Here is a 15,967-nt window from a genome sequence, read left to right as displayed (position 1 = left end):
CTCCTGCGTCACAATGGTTTTGATTCTCTAACCAGAGCAATCCGAAATTGCGCCCATGATATTAAATTACTTTTTTCCTTTTTAAAATGAAACAGTCCTGCCTTTCCAAGGGGGGATTAAGGGGGGTAATTTGACTTGTGTGTACACCGTAGAGGAGAGAGGTTTGGAGAGGGGTTTTTCAATCTGTTTAACTCACGTTTCAAAAATGTCTTGACGATCGCAACTTGCACCTACACGGGTAAAAATTTTCTGAGAAAAATAAAAAATAAGGACACAAAATTTTTGTGTCCCCGTATTAATTATTGGTACGATCGCCTATCCTAAACTTTACCCAGCCACAACTTCAGTTTTCTTTTTCTTAGAACGGCGGGTAAACCTGCGTCCCATTTCATCAATCACGCTATCTAAACCAGCGACATCACCACTAGCTTTGGCATAGTTATAAACTGCTAATGCTGCTGCATAAGCTTCACTACCAGATGCCATACAAGTATCATCTACTAATTCTTGCAGTTGCGTCAAAGACAACAGCACTGGATATAAGGCTTCATACAGTGCTAAATCGTGTCGCATTTCTTCAATATCAAATGCACGGGGTAAAAAGTTGGGGTTTTGTGTGGCTACTTCTAAAGCTTTGCTGACAAAGGCGCGGCTTTTATCGCCCATTTTGACTATCGTGCGGCGGTCTTCGGTGGTCAAATCAATTAAAAACGGTAACTTCTCGCGGATAGTAGCTATAGCCTGCATAACTGCATCTTTATCTGCGGCGGAGAGTTTGGCACTGATACGGTTTTCTGCCATATTTACTACAAAGTATACTGTTAATCTCAGTATTCCCAAAGTTGGAGGGCGATCGCTAATCAAAAATCATTGGTGAGAAACAAGAGTAACTTAACATCAATAAGAATCTCTAAAGTTTTGTTGCTATATTCCAGTAGTCTCTAACTAACTAGGATATAAATTCAAAATTAACAAAACATATCTACTTGTTTATAGGCAATAAATACAATAAATCTCGGCGGTTTCTCAAGAGAAATATGGCTAGTTTTTTCTTAAAGTTTGTGTCCTATTGATACTAGATAGCAGCAGATGTTATTTATAGATTAGAAAATTTTGCTTGATATAAATTTTCAGGTTTACGAGTGACTGTTAGGAGTAGCCAACTAAAACAGGGTGTTGGGCAAGAACCTCTAACGCTATTTTTTATTTAATAAAACTTTTAAAAACTAAAAACTTTAGGAAAACTCTAGTAAATATGACCTCATTACATTTAACTAAAAATCTTCAAGAATCTTTACAACAAAGTGAAGAAAGCTTTCGTTTATTAGTGGAAAGTGTACAGGATTATGCAATTTTTATGCTCAATCCTGATGGATACATTGTTAGTTGGAACATTGGAGCCGAACGCATCAAGGGCTATCACTCAGAAGAAATTATTGGTCAACATTTTTCGTGTTTTTATCCACCAGAAGATATTGAACAAGGTAAACCCCAACAGGAACTAAAAGTCGCCCAAAATTGCGGTCGAGTCGAAGATGAAGGTTGGCGGTTGCGTAAAGATGGCTCACGTTTTTGGGCAAATGTCATAATTACAGCCTTGCGAGACAATGATGGCAATCTGCAAGGTTTTGCGAAAGTGACGCGAGACATGACAGAACGTAAAATGGCAGAAGAATTACGCACCAGCCACTTTCTTGTTAATTCTGTGCTTGAAGGCATTACTGATGCTGTTTTTGTAAAAGATATTCAAAGTCAATATTTATTAATTAACTCTGCTGGAGCTAATTTTATTGGCAAACCAGTAGCAGAAATTATTGGTAAAGACGATACAAAATTAGTTGCACCTGATTCCGCCCTGAAAATTATCGCCAATGATCGCCAAATTCTCAGTTCAGGTGCTTCTTTGACTTATGAAGAAACTGTCACGGCTGATAACATTACTAGAACATATCTCACCACAAAAATCCCATATCGGGACGAGGACGGAAATACACTAGGTTTACTCGGCATTTCACGAGACATTAGCGAACAGCAAGCTGCGCTGCGCGAACGCAAACGGGTAGAAGCAGAAAAGGCTGAAATCCTTGCTCGTGAACAAGCCGCGCGAAAACAAGCAGACGAATCCTTAGCACTACTGGATACATTGCTAAATAGCGCGCCTGTTGGTTTAGCTTTTTTTGATAGAGAATTGCGCTGCTTACGCATGAATGAATATATTGCGGGAATCAATGGCGTGGCTTTAGAACAAAGCATCGGTCGGAGGATGAAAGAATATCTGCCAGAGTTTGCAGATCAAGTAGAAGCGTTAATGTGCCAAGTGCTGGAAACTGGAGAGCCGATTAAAAATTTAGAAATTACTGGTGAAACAAAAGCAGGCGATCGCGGTGAGCAACACGCCTTGGCAAACTACTATCCGGTTTATGCCAAAGATGGAGAAATACTGGGAATTGGAATTGCTGTATCGGATATCACCGAGATTAAGCGCACAGAAAAGACATTACGAGAGCGTACAGAAGCACTATCTGAGCGTACCCAAAGGCTGCAACTGCTATCAGAAACAACTAGCGAACTCCTATCGAGCGAACAACCACTAGCATTAATTAACAATTTGTTTGCCAAACTTCAGCCACTAGGGTTAGATGTTTACTTCAACTATTTAGTCGATGAAGAAAAACAGATGCTACGCTTGGCATCTTATAGCGGCATTTCTGAAGAACTTGCTAAACAAATTGAGTGGTTGGAATTGGGTCAACTAGTATGCGGTACTGTGGCATCAAAAGGCTGTCAACAGGCAATCGCTAATATTCAACAAGCTACAGATCCGAACACCGAGTTCATCCGTTCAATTGGCATCCAAACTTATTCTTGTCAGCCATTGCGAGTGCAAGGTCAAGTGAAAGGTACGCTATCTTTTGGCAGCCGCAACCGTTGCAGCTTGACGACAGAAGAAATCGCCTTGCTACAAACAATTTGCGACCAAATTGCGATCGCTATACATCGCTCTGAACTTATGGCTTCTTTGCAACGACAAACCGAGCAGTTGCAGCAAGCCAACCGGATGAAAGACGAGTTTTTAGCCATTGTCTCTCATGAATTGCGATCGCCCCTCAATGCCATCCTCGGTTGGTCTACCATCTTGCGGAAAAATTCTATTAATGATGCTACCAAAGCCACAGCTGTCGAAACAATTGAACGTAATGCTAGGCTGCAAACACAGCTAATTGAGGATTTACTGGATGTATCGCGGATTATTACAGGCAAGCTGAAGTTAAATATGCAATCTCTGCAAATTGCGGCGATTGTACAAGCAGCAATTGAATCGGTTCGTCCGGCGGCTGATGCCAAGCAAATTCAACTGCAATCTTTGGTAGATCCCACTGTCGGCACAGTTAGAGGTGACTCAGGGCGGTTACAGCAAGTGATCTGGAATTTATTGTCGAATGCGGTTAAGTTTACACATACAGGCGGACGTATTCAAGTACGGTTGGATAGAGTTAATTCAAATGTGCAAGTTACCGTCAGCGATACAGGTATCGGCATAGAACCGGAATTTCTGCCTTTTGTTTTTGAACGTTTCCGCCAAGCTGATGCTACAACTACCAGGGCTTACGGCGGTTTGGGGCTAGGTTTAGCAATTGTCAGTCATATTGTCAAACTGCATAGCGGTACAGTTTGTGTAGAAAGTCCAGGTAAAGAACAAGGTGCAACATTCATAGTCAACTTACCAAGCGAAACGCCTGTGCTTTTCTCTGCGAGAGTTCCCGACGGCGGAGTATCATTCAACAGTAGCGATACCTTTGCTAGTTTACCGACATTAGTGGGATTAAAGGTACTAGTTGTAGACGACGAGGCCGATACACGAGATTATCAAGCGATGGTATTGTCAGCCAACGGTGCAATTGTCAAAGCAGTAGCCTCAGCAGCCGAGGCGTTAGAAGTAGTTAGACAATGGCAACCAGATGTGTTGTTGAGCGATATCGGGATGCCATTAGAGGATGGTTATTCTTTGATCCGAAAAATTCGCGATCTTCCTCCTCATAGTGGCGGACAAATTCCAGCCGCAGCACTGACAGCCTATGCTAAGGATGAAGAACGCCAACAAGCACTAAGTTCTGGATTTCAAAGGCATCTATCTAAGCCAGTTGAGCCAAGCGAGTTGGTGAAAGTAGTAGCAAGTCTAACAACTAAGCTATTAAACACCTAACAGAGCAGTTTAGACCAAATCTCAAATCTAAAATGGTATGACATATTCTCAAACTTGGAGAGCGATCGCTAATCAAAAATCATTCATGAGAAACAAAATCCCCGATTTCTTTGAGAAGTAAGCAATCTGGACACTGTGAATTATTACATCACATCCGAATTTTATATAAAGGTGACTTTATTTCATACTTCTGACTTCTGACTTCATACTTCATCCTTCACCCTTCAATCTATGATGAGGATCAGGACATTAGTGAGGAATTGAAGGCAATGAAAGTTCAACCTGTTAGTAGCATAATGTTGAGCTTAATCGCAACAATTGGGACATCACCATTAGCGTTAGCAGTACCAACGACAGTTGCTTTGCATTCACCTGCACAAATTACAAAAAAAATCCCACAAAAACTGGCACAGTTTGCCGACAACGATAGTCAAGAGCGATCGCAGTTAGTACAACAAGCCAATGCCTTATACAATCAAAGAGATTTCAAAGGTGCAGAAACCAGTTTACGGCAGTTAATTAAAAAATATCCTGAAGATGCTTTTGGACATTTTCAACTCGGTAATGTACTTTTACGGCAAAAACAGCCAGAAGCGGCAATAAAATCTTACCAAGAAGCGATTCGTCTCAAGCCAAAATATGCTTTAGCTTACAATGCGATCGGTGTGGTTTACGCGACTCAAGACCGATGGAATGAAGCAATTACTGAATATCGCAAAGCTTTAGAAATTAATCCTGATTATGCCGAAGCCATGACAAATTTAGGGCAAGCACTATGGCAAATTAATAAACGAGATGAGGCTGTAGCTTCTTTAGAAAAAGCTTTAACTATATTTAAAACTGAAAGTAGAAATGATAAAGCATACCAAGTCGAACAGATGTTGAAGCAGATTAGAACTGCCGATGATCCTAGTGTTTCTTGATCAAAGGCAATAGGCAATAGGCAATAGGCAATAGTTAGTAGGTTGGGTTTCACTTCGTTACACCCAACCTACAAAAAATACTGTTGCCTGTTCCCCGTTCCCTGTTCTCTAATTACATAAAAAAGCCTCCCCTAGGGGAGGCTAAAACTTTAGCGGAGACAGCTTGTTAGCCTAAGGGAGTAACAGCGATCGCTCCACCTAATGCGGCGAAAATTGCGGAAACGATGGCTGTCGCAAATAACCACCAAGCGGCGGAGGCTGCGGCTTTGCGGGTTTCTTCGGCTTGCTTTTGGGCTTGATGCTTGACTTCTTCGAGGCGGCGTTGCGCTTCGTTTTGTAAGCGTTCTGCACGTTGCAATACTGTGTTACGCGCGCGTTCGATTTGCTCGATGATGCGGTTGGCATCTTCCTCAGAGATATCTTCACGCGAACTCATGATTGCAACTAGAGTATCGCGGTTGAAGGAAGATAAGCGATCGCGTAACGATTCAAATCCAGCTTGTGGATCTTCAAATAACTGTCTGACATCACGCTTAACGCCGTCATAGTTGAGTTCTGGGCGATCTAATGAGTTGAGATAGTTGCGGATGCGGGCAAAAACTCCGTCAACTACATCCTGTATTCGCCGTTGGATACTCCGCACTTGCTCGACGAATTGATCGCGGACGGAAATCATATTATCGGCAATTCTGGCTGCTTCTTCATCGGTCATATCTTCCCGAATCTTCAGCAAGGCAATGATTGTCGAACGGTCAAAATGAGACAAGCGATCGCTCAAACTTTCTACCCCTACCCGTGGATCGTGCAACAATAATTGCAAGTCACGTTTAATACCTTCGGGGTTGAGTTCTTCTTTGCCAGTTTGCCGCAAATATTCTTCCAGATAAGCTTTGAATGTATCCATTCTTTGCTGTGTCCGGGTTGCCAGACGGCGTGGCGCACGCACAATATTCCGGATGGATGTTTGCATAGAGTCAATTACTTCGTTGACTTGTGCTTCACTCAAGTCTTGACGCTGACTCAGCAACTTCACTAAAGTATCTCTGTCTAGTTGCGATAACCGCCGACGCAGGGCTACTGCGCCTTCTTTGGGGTTTTCAAACAAGCGATTCAAATCCCGTTGAATACCTTCTGGGTTAAGTTCGTCTTTACCAGTGTTCCGCAGATACTCGGTGATTGCAGTTGTCACAGAATCATATTGTTCTTTGGCTTTGTCTGCTACTGCTTGCGGTGCGTGGCGAACACTGTGCCAAGAATCTTCCACAGTATGAAGAATGTTATTAACTTGGTCTTCGCTCAAGTCTTGGCGTTGACTCAACAACTGCACTAAGGTGTCGCGGTCAAAGCGAGACAATCTGGCGCGAATTGCACTCATCCCAGCTTGGGGATCTTCTAGTAATCGCTTGAGATCGGCGCGAATGGCATCAGGGTTTAACTCAGCTTTACCGGTGTTACGCAGATATGATTCGACATTCAACCACAGGGTTTCTGCTTGATATTTTGCCTGTTCTGCAATGCCTTGCGCTTCAACTAAAACGCGATCGCGTTGTTTTTCTAACTCATCTAGAATCGGTTCTACTTCGTAAACTTGAATATCGTTGCGTTCTAGCAAGATTTTCCGCATTTCCTGACGGTCAACTATTGCTACTCGTCGGGTCAATGTTTCATAATCTGCATCTGAGTCTGCCAATAAAGCATGGAAATCTCGTTCAATCCCTTCAGCACTCAACTCTGATTTGGGTGTCACCAAAAGATAAGTGTCTACTCGTCGTTGCAAATCTTGGGCGATGTCTCTTTCTTCTTCAGCTGTGACGGTGACTAATACTGATTGACGCACAGCTTCTAGCTGATCTGCAATCCGCCCAATTTCCGCTTGAGTAAGTAATCCTCTTTGTTGCAGAATATTGGCAAAATCGTTGCGAGAAATGCGTTCTAATTCTCTTCTAATAATGCCAGGATCGGCAGCCGGGTCATAAATAACATCGCGGAATTCTTGCGCGATTCTTTCTTGGCTGAGTTGCCAAGCAAAGGTGTTATGTAGATAGTTCTCGATATCAGCACGAATTGGGCTGTAAGGTTGGGATGGTGTGGGAAGCCCTAATTTATCTGCTTGTTCTGTAACTTTATCTTTAGCAGAAGTCAGCGATCGCAGAATTTTTTCGACATCGATATCTGACAAGTCAGTGCGTCCCATCACAATGCCAGTCAGGGCAGTTATTCCTTGTTGGAGTGTACTCTGAACTGTCCCAGGTGCGGCTTTCTGATCAGCTTCTTTAGAAGCACGGGTTTCAGCGATTAGCTGTTCTAATTTGGCGTTCAGTTCGTCGGTTTTAGTTTGTCCTGGTGGTAGAGATTTGAGATAGTCAACTAATTCGCCGATGCGGTCTTGGCCAGAGTGTTGCCCTACTACCTGCTGCCAAACGTTGTATAGTGTATCAGCTATACGGTTGACTTCGCGTTTAGAAAGGTCAGTACGACTGCTAACTAAATCAATAAATTTTTGGCGGTTAATGTTGCGTAAATCAGGGCTACCTGCGTTAGCGTAGCTTAACGAAGTTATCGCTTTTAATTGAGGATCGTTGAGTAAGGATTGAAATTCACTCTTGATTCTCGATACATCCAATTCGGGGGGACGCAGCTTGTCTAGGTAATCTTCGATATTCTCCCGAATGCTGATGGGATCAATCGCACTACCTAATTCTCGGCGTACAGCGGCGGCGGCGGCTTCGGCGGTGGCTACGACTTGGTTATTTACGGCTTTAGCACCAAGGGCGGCGGTAGCAGTTCCCATAATGGCTTGAAAACCGGAGGTGGCAGTGTTCACCACTGAACCGACTAAGGAACCTACGGTAGTGGAACTTACCCAAACTAGTAATAAGAAATATGCGCCCCAAATTACTAAGCCGAGAATGGCTCCTAGTTTGGGATCAAAAATGACTAAGCTTAATTTTACTGCTAAGAAACTGGCGATTAATAAGGCGATCGTAACGGTGACTAATGTCCAAATACCTACAGCCGTGCCAATTTTGCGAATTGTTCCGCCAAAACTGCCACCTTCTCCACTACTTGAACTGGAATCTGAATCAGATGAATGCCCTAGGTAGGAGATACCAGCTGCAACAGAGAGGTTTGTTAGCACTAGTTGAAAAGCAAAAGCCAAAATCACGCCGGAGATTAAGGCGACAAAAAAGCGTGGCCCGGATGTCAGAACCGATGCCTGCGCTGGCGTAACGTTTGAGGGATCTACAGAAGTTTGTGCTACCCATAATAATGGTTTGTAGAGTCCCAACATAATTCCCGTACTTTGAATCATTTGTATTTCCTTCTTTTAAAGTTTAACTTTGGAGGGATTTAAGAATCGTGTGAGCGCAAATATGCAATTTATTTCTGTAACTATCGCCATACCTAACTCTTGTAGATCTCAGAATCCAGGAATTTAGACGATTTCAGCATCCACCTGAAGTTTGAACAATATATCTAGCGTCGGGTAGAAGTTTGATTAGCCGCGAGATTTAATTCTTAGGATATTTATTGCCTTAAAGAAGCGAAATGCCCCTTTTTACGGAAATATTGGAGCTTAATTCCTATTTAATAAAACTAGCTTAATTTCTATGATTTAATCCTAGCTTAATCTTAATTTAGCTAATAGCAATTTACATTTATTTACAAATACTGTTTTTATCACCCTCTGAAGGTGGATATGTTTAAACTTTCAAGCTTTTTTAATCTTCCACAAGAAGTGCTTAGAGTTTGTACCTACAGACAGAAACCAGTCGATTTATAAATAGCTAACTTTAAGTTAAGTAACAAATGAATTTGGAATCAAAAAATGGAAACTCGCTCCTCCAATAATTTGCCAAAAGTTGCAACAGAATACAACGGCATTGATCGTAATGCTTTTCTCTTCGGTTGGACTCCTCAAGCGGAACTATGGAATGGCCGCTTGGCTGCAATTGGTTTTCTAGCTTATTTACTGTGGGATTTAGCAGGTTATAGCGTTCTGCGCGATGTCTTGCACCTAATTGGTTACTAAATAAAAAACTCAGAAAAATTAGCTTAATTTTGGAGGAAAAAATGGCATCTAACTCTACACAAACCAGCCCTTCTACCGATTTACCATCTGTTGCTAAAGCTTATAACGGTATAGACCGAAATGCGTTTATTTTTGGTTGGAATCCCCAAGCGGAACTATGGAATGGTCGCTTGGCAGCGATTGGTTTTCTAGCTTATTTACTTTGGGATTTAGCAGGCTATAGCGTTCTGCGCGATGTACTGCACATCATTGGTTACTAAAAATAAAAAATTCAGAAAAACTAGCTTAATTTTGGAGAAAAATCATGGAAACTCGTGAAACTCGTCCCTCTACCAATCTACCAACAGTTGCTAATGCTTATAATGGCCGCGATCGCAATGAATTTCTGTTTGGCTGGACTCCCCAAGCTGAACTATGGAATGGTCGCTTGGCAGCGATTGGTTTTCTAGCTTATTTACTGTGGGACTTAGCAGGTTATAGCGTCCTGCGCGATGTCTTACATTTGATTGGTTATTAATCCTGTAGAGACGTAGCAATGCTACGTCTCTACAAAAAAATGTGTTACACCCCTGTTCTAGGTCTTGGAAGGCGGAACCAAAATCTGGAACCGCCTTCTTGGCGTGGTAAATAACCGATATTTCCACCCCAACGCTCAATAGTCATGCGACAAAAATACAAACCAATACCGGCTCTACCTGAGTTATTTTGACCTTGAGAAAACTTTTGAAATAAATTTTCTATCATCTCCGGTTGTACACCTGCTCCTTCATCATCAATAGTGAAAAGAACAGATTCTTCTTCAGCTTGCAAACCAATAGTTACAGTAGACTCTGGTGGACTGTAGCGATAAGCATTCTCCACAAGATTTGTAATTATTCTATCTAAGCGCGATTGTTCACCTACAACTTTCCAATCGGCTGTTATATCAGTGTTGGCAACAAACTGTAACTGTTTATTACTCAGCGAAAATGTAGAGTTAAATAGCTCCAAATTTTCTTGTATCGCAACTAAAATATCTGGAGCCGTATCAATATCTGCTACAAAAGTTTCTAGCGATCGCACGTCAGCAGAAAAAGCATCTAATATATTTCTAATTAGCATTTCTTGCTTAAGAGATTGCTTTCTAGCAATTTCTAAATTTTCTTTTCCTTTAGCTGTCAAACTTTCAAACTCTAACAAAGATAAACAGCAATTAATCGCAGTTAGCTGACCTGCTATATCATGGATAATACAATTAATCAGCACCTCTTTTTTTTGATTTTCTTTTAATAAATGCTGATAATTTAATTCTTGTTGTCTACCTATTTGAATTAAATTTTGCTTATCTTGATATTTATCTCTTACCAATTCAATTAATAAGATTTTACTATAATTTATACATATTGCATAAGCTTCTAGCTGTTCTTCATAACCATTTAAATTTTTTTCAATCCATAGACCAGAACTCAGCTTACCACTGCTGTTGTTATGCCAAAATTCCTCTGCATCAAACAAGAAATTTTCTAAAAAGGCAAATTCTTCTTGGGGAATTAACATATTCATCCCAACTGTTAATTCTTGGCTACAAAAACGCCTCAACCAATCAGGCACCTTAGAAGTAATTTTAAATAAACCGATGTCAATTCTTTCTAAAACTACGATATTTAATGATAAGAATAAGTCTGCTAATATTTGATTACTCATAAAATAACTAAAAATTTAATTATTTATTCTCTAGGCGACTGATTTAAGAATTTATGAGATTTTTCTTGTAACAGGCTGGAATGGTTTGCTTCTTGTTGCATGGCTGAGAGATGCCTTTCATTGAGAATGCTATCTAATAATAATACCCAATCACCTTCGCATGAGGGGATCAGATGGATATCTGCACAAATCCCAACCTCAATTTTCATCAAGGGAAGAAATAAAGGAGAATCATCTAGAGGTAGTAAACCTTCAAGGAAAAAAAGCTGTTCACATACTTGCATTCCATGACGGAGATTGGTAATACCGTACTCAGCTATTTTCCCGCCCCAAGATAACAGACAACAATCTTTATTGACTAATAAATAGGCAAGCGATCGCTCTTCTATAATAAAGTTTAAAATGTAGTCAATCACAACATGGGGAATATCAGCCATTTATCCATTCAACATTTTATTAGTAAGAGTTTGAAACACTTCTTCCACACCTTGTCCGGTTTTGGCACTAGTTTTAATCACAGTCCAACCTTGTTGGATCATAGCATCTAGCTCATGAGCTTCGATTTCCCATTCGTCTGTTAGATCCCACTTATTAAGTACCAAAATAAAAGGTACTTTCCCAATACTGTCTTCTACTTTTTTTTGTAGCTCAAAAGCCTTATCTAGAGTATTGTGCCGAGTACCATCTACAACTAATATATAACCAGATGAACCTCTTAAGTAAGATATCCTGATTTTTAGAAACTCATCTTCACCATAAAGATCCCAAAGGATTAAATTTATATTTCTTCCTTGAACATCCATAACCTTTTTATCAATTTTAACTCCTACAGTAGTATGATATTTATCTGAAAAAATACTAAATACAAACTGTGATATCAAACTTGTTTTTCCTGTTGCAAATGCACCTACCATACAAACTTTTTTTTGAAGCATATCTATTTAGTTTTATCAATTATCAATACTTGAAAAGAGACGCGACGATTTAACCGTTGGGACTCTAAATTAAATTCGGTCTTGTAAGGTAGTTTAGAGCCTAATGCAACAATCTTAAATTTATTCTTACTCAGTCCCTGATTATTGAAATAAGATAGTATTTTGTTAGCACGGGCTTGGCTAATTAGGATATTTTCTTGTTCTGTTCCCTGATTATTAGTATGCCCTCTAATTTGAATTTGGGCAGCTTTACCTAAATAATTGGCTGTTTTGAATAGTTTGTGAATAATTACAGCTAAATTGGTAAGCCTGTTAGCTTCTCCTGGAATCAACTCACTTTTTCCTTCTTCAAACAGAAATATTGTTTCTTCAATTTGCTTTTTAGCTAACTGTAACTCTCTCAGTTCACTTGGTAAAAGATTTTGCGTTTGGAATTGTGTAATTCCTGGGATAAAACGCCACAGTTTATGTGCGTCTAAAATCCATTGCTGAGGTGCGTAACCATTAGCAGATAAAATGCCTTTATTATCAACTTGTAGCGAAATAGTTGTTGGTGGTTGCAATAGTCTTGCACTTCTTTTAGAGAGTAGTTGAGGCTCAAAAGATAAGTAAGGTTGCCACTTACCAATAACTTTTTGAGGATTTAGATGTGTTTGCTGTATTAAAGTGTTGGGGTCTACAGCTAATGGGTCGCGCATTCCCCAAATAAAATGCCTACCATTTTGGTGCTTAGTATTAATTACCACAATGCCTGGTTGAGAGTTAAGTTTATTGATATAAGCTTGCCAACGGATGTGTTCTCTGAGAGTAAAAAAGCCCCAAATTCCACCAGCGATCGCAATTAAACCTAACAAAGCCCAGGCATAAGTATAATTCTGCTTAGATGCAGTTTTATACTGAACTGTTAAACAGCTGTCTAAATAAGGCTGGCTAGCTTGAAATGGTTCTGTTTCTCCCTCAAAATTATGTAGTTCTGTTCCTAATTTCAGATGAATTTTTTCGATGGCTGCTTGAAAAACTTCTCGTAATTCTTGAGGCGGTTTACCGCGAATTATCCCAGCGATGATTGCTTGTGGCCCGGCTTCAATCCAAATTATCAGTTCGCCAAATCGCAAACTACTTAATGTAGCTTCATTATGGACAGTAAAAGAATCTTTAATAAAATCTTGAATCGCTGTCAACATAGCCGCCACTAAATCTGGGTCTTGAGCGGCTACTTGCTTTAACATTACATGATGCAGTAATAATCCTGTTTTTCTGTGAATTAAAAATATTTGTTCTACTCGATAAAGTAAAGTCCGCAACAGGATAATTTCGGCAAATGATTTCCCTGTACGCTTTGCTTCTAGCCTCCATTTAATGCTTTCTGGCGATAAGCTGTGTTCTAGGGTTTGATTGAGCGATTGCATCATCTCATCTAAAGCTGCGGCGATCGCTTTGCGGGTGGCTGGCCCTATTATGGGAAAGAATGCTTCTGAAAGCACATTTTCGTCTTGGGTGACAGAAGCTTGAATTGCTTCTTCAACGCTGGAAACAATAGCTTCTACTAATTGTTTATCTTGCTTAGAACGCAAAACGACAGCTTCAGGAAGCAAGCGACTGATATCTTCTGGTTGAATTTGGGGATTATTTAATCTTTCGTAGAGTTTATGCAGTTGCGTTGGTTCGACACCAAGAAGGACACTGCGAAGTAAACTCAGTTCATCTTGATTGAGAGAATCTAAGTTAGAAGGTTCGCTATTGTTATTTGTAGTTTCTGGAGAAACTTGATTTGGGGGATAGTCATTCATTGTCTGAATCCCCTAATTTAAAATTAATATACAGTCGCATTCTATAAGAAAAACTGGCGAATAATACTTAAGATTTAGTGTCAGAATTCAGCCGCATCGCTAATTCTGAAAACAAAGCTGCCAGCTTAGAACGGTCTGTTTTCTCTTTTTGTAGTTCTTGCGTTTCTCGTTTCAGTATATTCAAAATTTCTTCATATTTTTGCTGAAGATCATCTTGTAAATTCTTAGATTGGTTAAGTATATGTTCGCGCAATTCTCGTTGACGGTTAATAGTTTGCTCGTCTAGTTGAGCAATTTTATTTTCTAGAGATAGATTAATATTTTTTTGATCTTCTAAGAGCGATCGCACCACTGTATCACGTTCTAATTGCTCTTTTTTCAGCCTTTCTGTTAAAGAATCAACTTCTTGCCTAATATAACTTTCTAAAGCGTCTAAACGCTTGCGAGTTTCATCCCGCACGTTAACAAGTTCATTAATCAAACGTTCTTCTATGCGTGCAAATCTTTTGTCAACCTCTCGTATCTGGTTGCCAAAAAGAATATCTCGCACCTTATCTAAACTATTGCTTTCGCCAATGCCATTACTACTAAATTGCAGCTTGTTATTGTCTATATTTGATACCCCTTGCCCTGGCTCTACCACATTATGATTGATATATTCTTCAGGCGGGTTCATAGGTTTAATCCTTCTTAAAGCTGAATTTGATTTTGTGCTTATATTGTATGATGTTACATTTAGAGTCCGGTCGAAACCTTACATTTCAATATATTGAAACACATTCATAAAGTTCTTCCCCCTCAAGACTTAAACATAATTTATTTTTATTTATGCTAAAGCAGAAATCGCACTAATACATACAAAGACGAAGTTGCCAGTTGCAAAAACATCACTGGAAGACCGTAGTGGAGAAAAGTTTTAAATGAAATGCGACGACCATGCTGTTCTGAAATACCAGCTGCAACTATATTAGAAGATGCTCCAACAAGCGTACCATTACCCCCCAAAGTTGCACCAAACATCATTGCATAAAACATTGGTAAAACTTCAGCCGGAAATTGACCTTGAAAGTCTTGTGCTAAAACTTCTGCTGGTGCTAGTCCGACGGTGACAACATATTGCTTAAGTAACGGTACCATCGCTACTACCAAGGGAATATTCGGTACAACACTAGATAATATCCCTACCAAAAATAATAAAACTAGCGAACCAAGAACAATATTTTTACCTAAAATAATTGCTAAAACTCCTGACAAACCATTAATTACACCAGTTTTTTCTAAACCTCCAATTAACACAAAAATACTCATAAAAAATATTAATGTACTCCAATCTACATCCCGCAAGATATTATTAACTGTATCGATGCGGCTGTGATGAGATAATAACAAAGCCAAAGCTGCACCTAATAAAGCTACAGCCGCAGGTGAAATAGGAACTGGTAAAGATTCGCCAATTACAAAAAATACTAATACGAATGTTATTATTACTGCCCCCGCAGTTAAAACTCGTGGATGATTAATTTTTGGATGTGGCAATTCTTCAAGACTATCAAGTTTAATATGCCAAATTTTACGGAATAAGAATGGTAGCGTTGCTATGACTGTGGCAACTGCAATCACTCCTCCTAAACTTAATTGCCACAAGTAATCGATAAAACTAATATTAATGGCATCTCCAACAATAAAAGTAGCAGGATCACCAACTAAAGTTAATAGACCAGCACTATTAGCTATAAAGACCATTAGTATTAGTAATGGTACAAAATTAATACCTATTTCTTCTGCCATTGGGGGAATTAGAGGTGCTAATAACATAACTGTTGTAGCATTGGGTAACACTGCACAAATAGGGGTCACAATACCAACAATACCTAGTAAAAGACGTTTACCATCGCCTTTAGCTAATATGACTATTTGAGTTGCTATATAATCAAATATTTTAGTAGGTTCAAATGCGCGCACTAAAACCATAACACCAAAGAATAAGCCTAATGTTCCATGACTATTGCCGATATAACCCACAGCGTCTTTTAATGTCATGACGTTGGTGAAAACTAGTAATAATGCTCCTAATAAAGCAGCAATGGTAAGATGCACCCATTCCGTCATAATTAGGATGATTACACCCAAAAACGTAACAATGCTCAAGATAGCTTGCCAATGTTCCACTTTCTTACCCTTGATTTCTGATTAGCATACTACAGAAAAAGCCACCTAAAGTATAGGTAGCTGTCTATAAATCTTATTTAGGTAAAGAATTACTGCAATTTAAGAGGATGTTTTAAAAGTAGTTTGCTGTAATTTAGTCAAATTATTACCCCCCCTTAATCCCCCCTTTACAAGGGGGGAAACCGAGTTCTCTCCCCTTTATAAGGGCAGGGTTAGGGTGGGGTAAAAAA

The 15,967-nt window shown here is 39.8% G+C and carries 13 protein-coding genes; 5 read left to right on the top strand and 8 right to left on the bottom strand.

The window, feature by feature from the left end:
- Nucleotides 1-327: 327 nt before the first annotated feature.
- On the bottom strand, nt 328-801 hold the full coding sequence (locus H6G76_RS10880; RefSeq protein WP_190699640.1) for a hypothetical protein: 474 nt from the start codon (nt 799-801) through the stop codon (nt 328-330).
- A 454-nt stretch (nt 802-1,255) separates the two neighbouring features.
- Here H6G76_RS10880 and H6G76_RS10875 point away from each other — a divergent pair, with 454 nt between their 5' ends.
- The gene (locus H6G76_RS10875; RefSeq protein WP_190699638.1) at nt 1,256-4,204 is read left to right on the top strand and encodes a PAS domain-containing protein; all 2,949 of its coding nucleotides are present in this window, start codon (nt 1,256-1,258) and stop codon (nt 4,202-4,204) included.
- Nucleotides 4,205-4,473: 269 nt separating this feature from the next.
- Nucleotides 4,474-5,127 (top strand): tetratricopeptide repeat protein, encoded by a 654-nt coding sequence (locus tag H6G76_RS10870; RefSeq protein WP_190699635.1) that lies wholly within the window; start codon nt 4,474-4,476, stop codon nt 5,125-5,127.
- 166 nt (nt 5,128-5,293) lie between these two features.
- On the opposite strand, the gene H6G76_RS10865 is transcribed toward H6G76_RS10870, so the two are convergent.
- Nucleotides 5,294-8,440, bottom strand: coding sequence for an MFS transporter (locus H6G76_RS10865; protein WP_190699632.1), 3,147 nt, complete (start codon nt 8,438-8,440; stop codon nt 5,294-5,296).
- A gap of 516 nt (nt 8,441-8,956) precedes the next feature.
- Here H6G76_RS10865 and H6G76_RS10860 point away from each other — a divergent pair.
- The 3 genes from H6G76_RS10860 to H6G76_RS10850 are packed head-to-tail and all read left to right on the top strand — an operon-like array spanning nt 8,957 to nt 9,677.
- Nucleotides 8,957-9,160, top strand: coding sequence for a high light inducible protein (locus tag H6G76_RS10860; RefSeq protein WP_190699629.1), 204 nt, complete (start codon nt 8,957-8,959; stop codon nt 9,158-9,160).
- Nucleotides 9,161-9,201: 41 nt separating this feature from the next.
- Nucleotides 9,202-9,420 (top strand): high light inducible protein, encoded by a 219-nt coding sequence (locus H6G76_RS10855; protein WP_190699627.1) that lies wholly within the window; start codon nt 9,202-9,204, stop codon nt 9,418-9,420.
- 44 nt (nt 9,421-9,464) lie between these two features.
- Nucleotides 9,465-9,677 (top strand): high light inducible protein, encoded by a 213-nt coding sequence (locus H6G76_RS10850; protein WP_190699624.1) that lies wholly within the window; start codon nt 9,465-9,467, stop codon nt 9,675-9,677.
- A gap of 44 nt (nt 9,678-9,721) precedes the next feature.
- On the opposite strand, the gene H6G76_RS10845 is transcribed toward H6G76_RS10850, so the two are convergent.
- The 6 genes from H6G76_RS10845 to H6G76_RS10820 all read right to left on the bottom strand — a co-directional run bounded on the left by H6G76_RS10845 (nt 9,722) and on the right by H6G76_RS10820 (nt 15,737).
- On the bottom strand, nt 9,722-10,843 hold the full coding sequence (locus H6G76_RS10845; RefSeq protein WP_190699621.1) for a sensor histidine kinase KdpD: 1,122 nt from the start codon (nt 10,841-10,843) through the stop codon (nt 9,722-9,724).
- Nucleotides 10,844-10,866: 23 nt separating this feature from the next.
- Nucleotides 10,867-11,280, bottom strand: a complete 414-nt coding sequence (locus H6G76_RS10840) for a hypothetical protein (RefSeq protein ID WP_190699619.1) — start codon at nt 11,278-11,280, stop codon at nt 10,867-10,869.
- A complete protein-coding gene (locus H6G76_RS10835) occupies nt 11,281-11,778 on the bottom strand; it encodes a Rab family GTPase (RefSeq protein WP_190699616.1) in 498 nt (165 codons plus the stop codon).
- A 2-nt stretch (nt 11,779-11,780) separates the two neighbouring features.
- Complete coding sequence (locus H6G76_RS10830; protein ID WP_190699613.1) at nt 11,781-13,568, bottom strand: OmpA family protein; 1,788 nt, start codon at nt 13,566-13,568, stop codon at nt 11,781-11,783.
- A 67-nt stretch (nt 13,569-13,635) separates the two neighbouring features.
- The gene (locus H6G76_RS10825; protein ID WP_190699610.1) at nt 13,636-14,244 is read right to left on the bottom strand and encodes a hypothetical protein; all 609 of its coding nucleotides are present in this window, start codon (nt 14,242-14,244) and stop codon (nt 13,636-13,638) included.
- 155 nt (nt 14,245-14,399) lie between these two features.
- Nucleotides 14,400-15,737, bottom strand: a complete 1,338-nt coding sequence (locus H6G76_RS10820; RefSeq protein WP_190699607.1) for an ArsB/NhaD family transporter — start codon at nt 15,735-15,737, stop codon at nt 14,400-14,402.
- Between the last annotated feature and the right edge of the window lie 230 nt (nt 15,738-15,967).

The organism is Nostoc sp. FACHB-152 (genome assembly GCF_014697475.1).
In the GTDB taxonomy this organism is placed as follows: Bacteria; Cyanobacteriota; Cyanobacteriia; order Cyanobacteriales; family Nostocaceae; genus Nostoc_B.
Note: the sequence above shows the minus strand (reverse complement) of the source record. Positions and strands in the feature narration are given on the sequence as shown.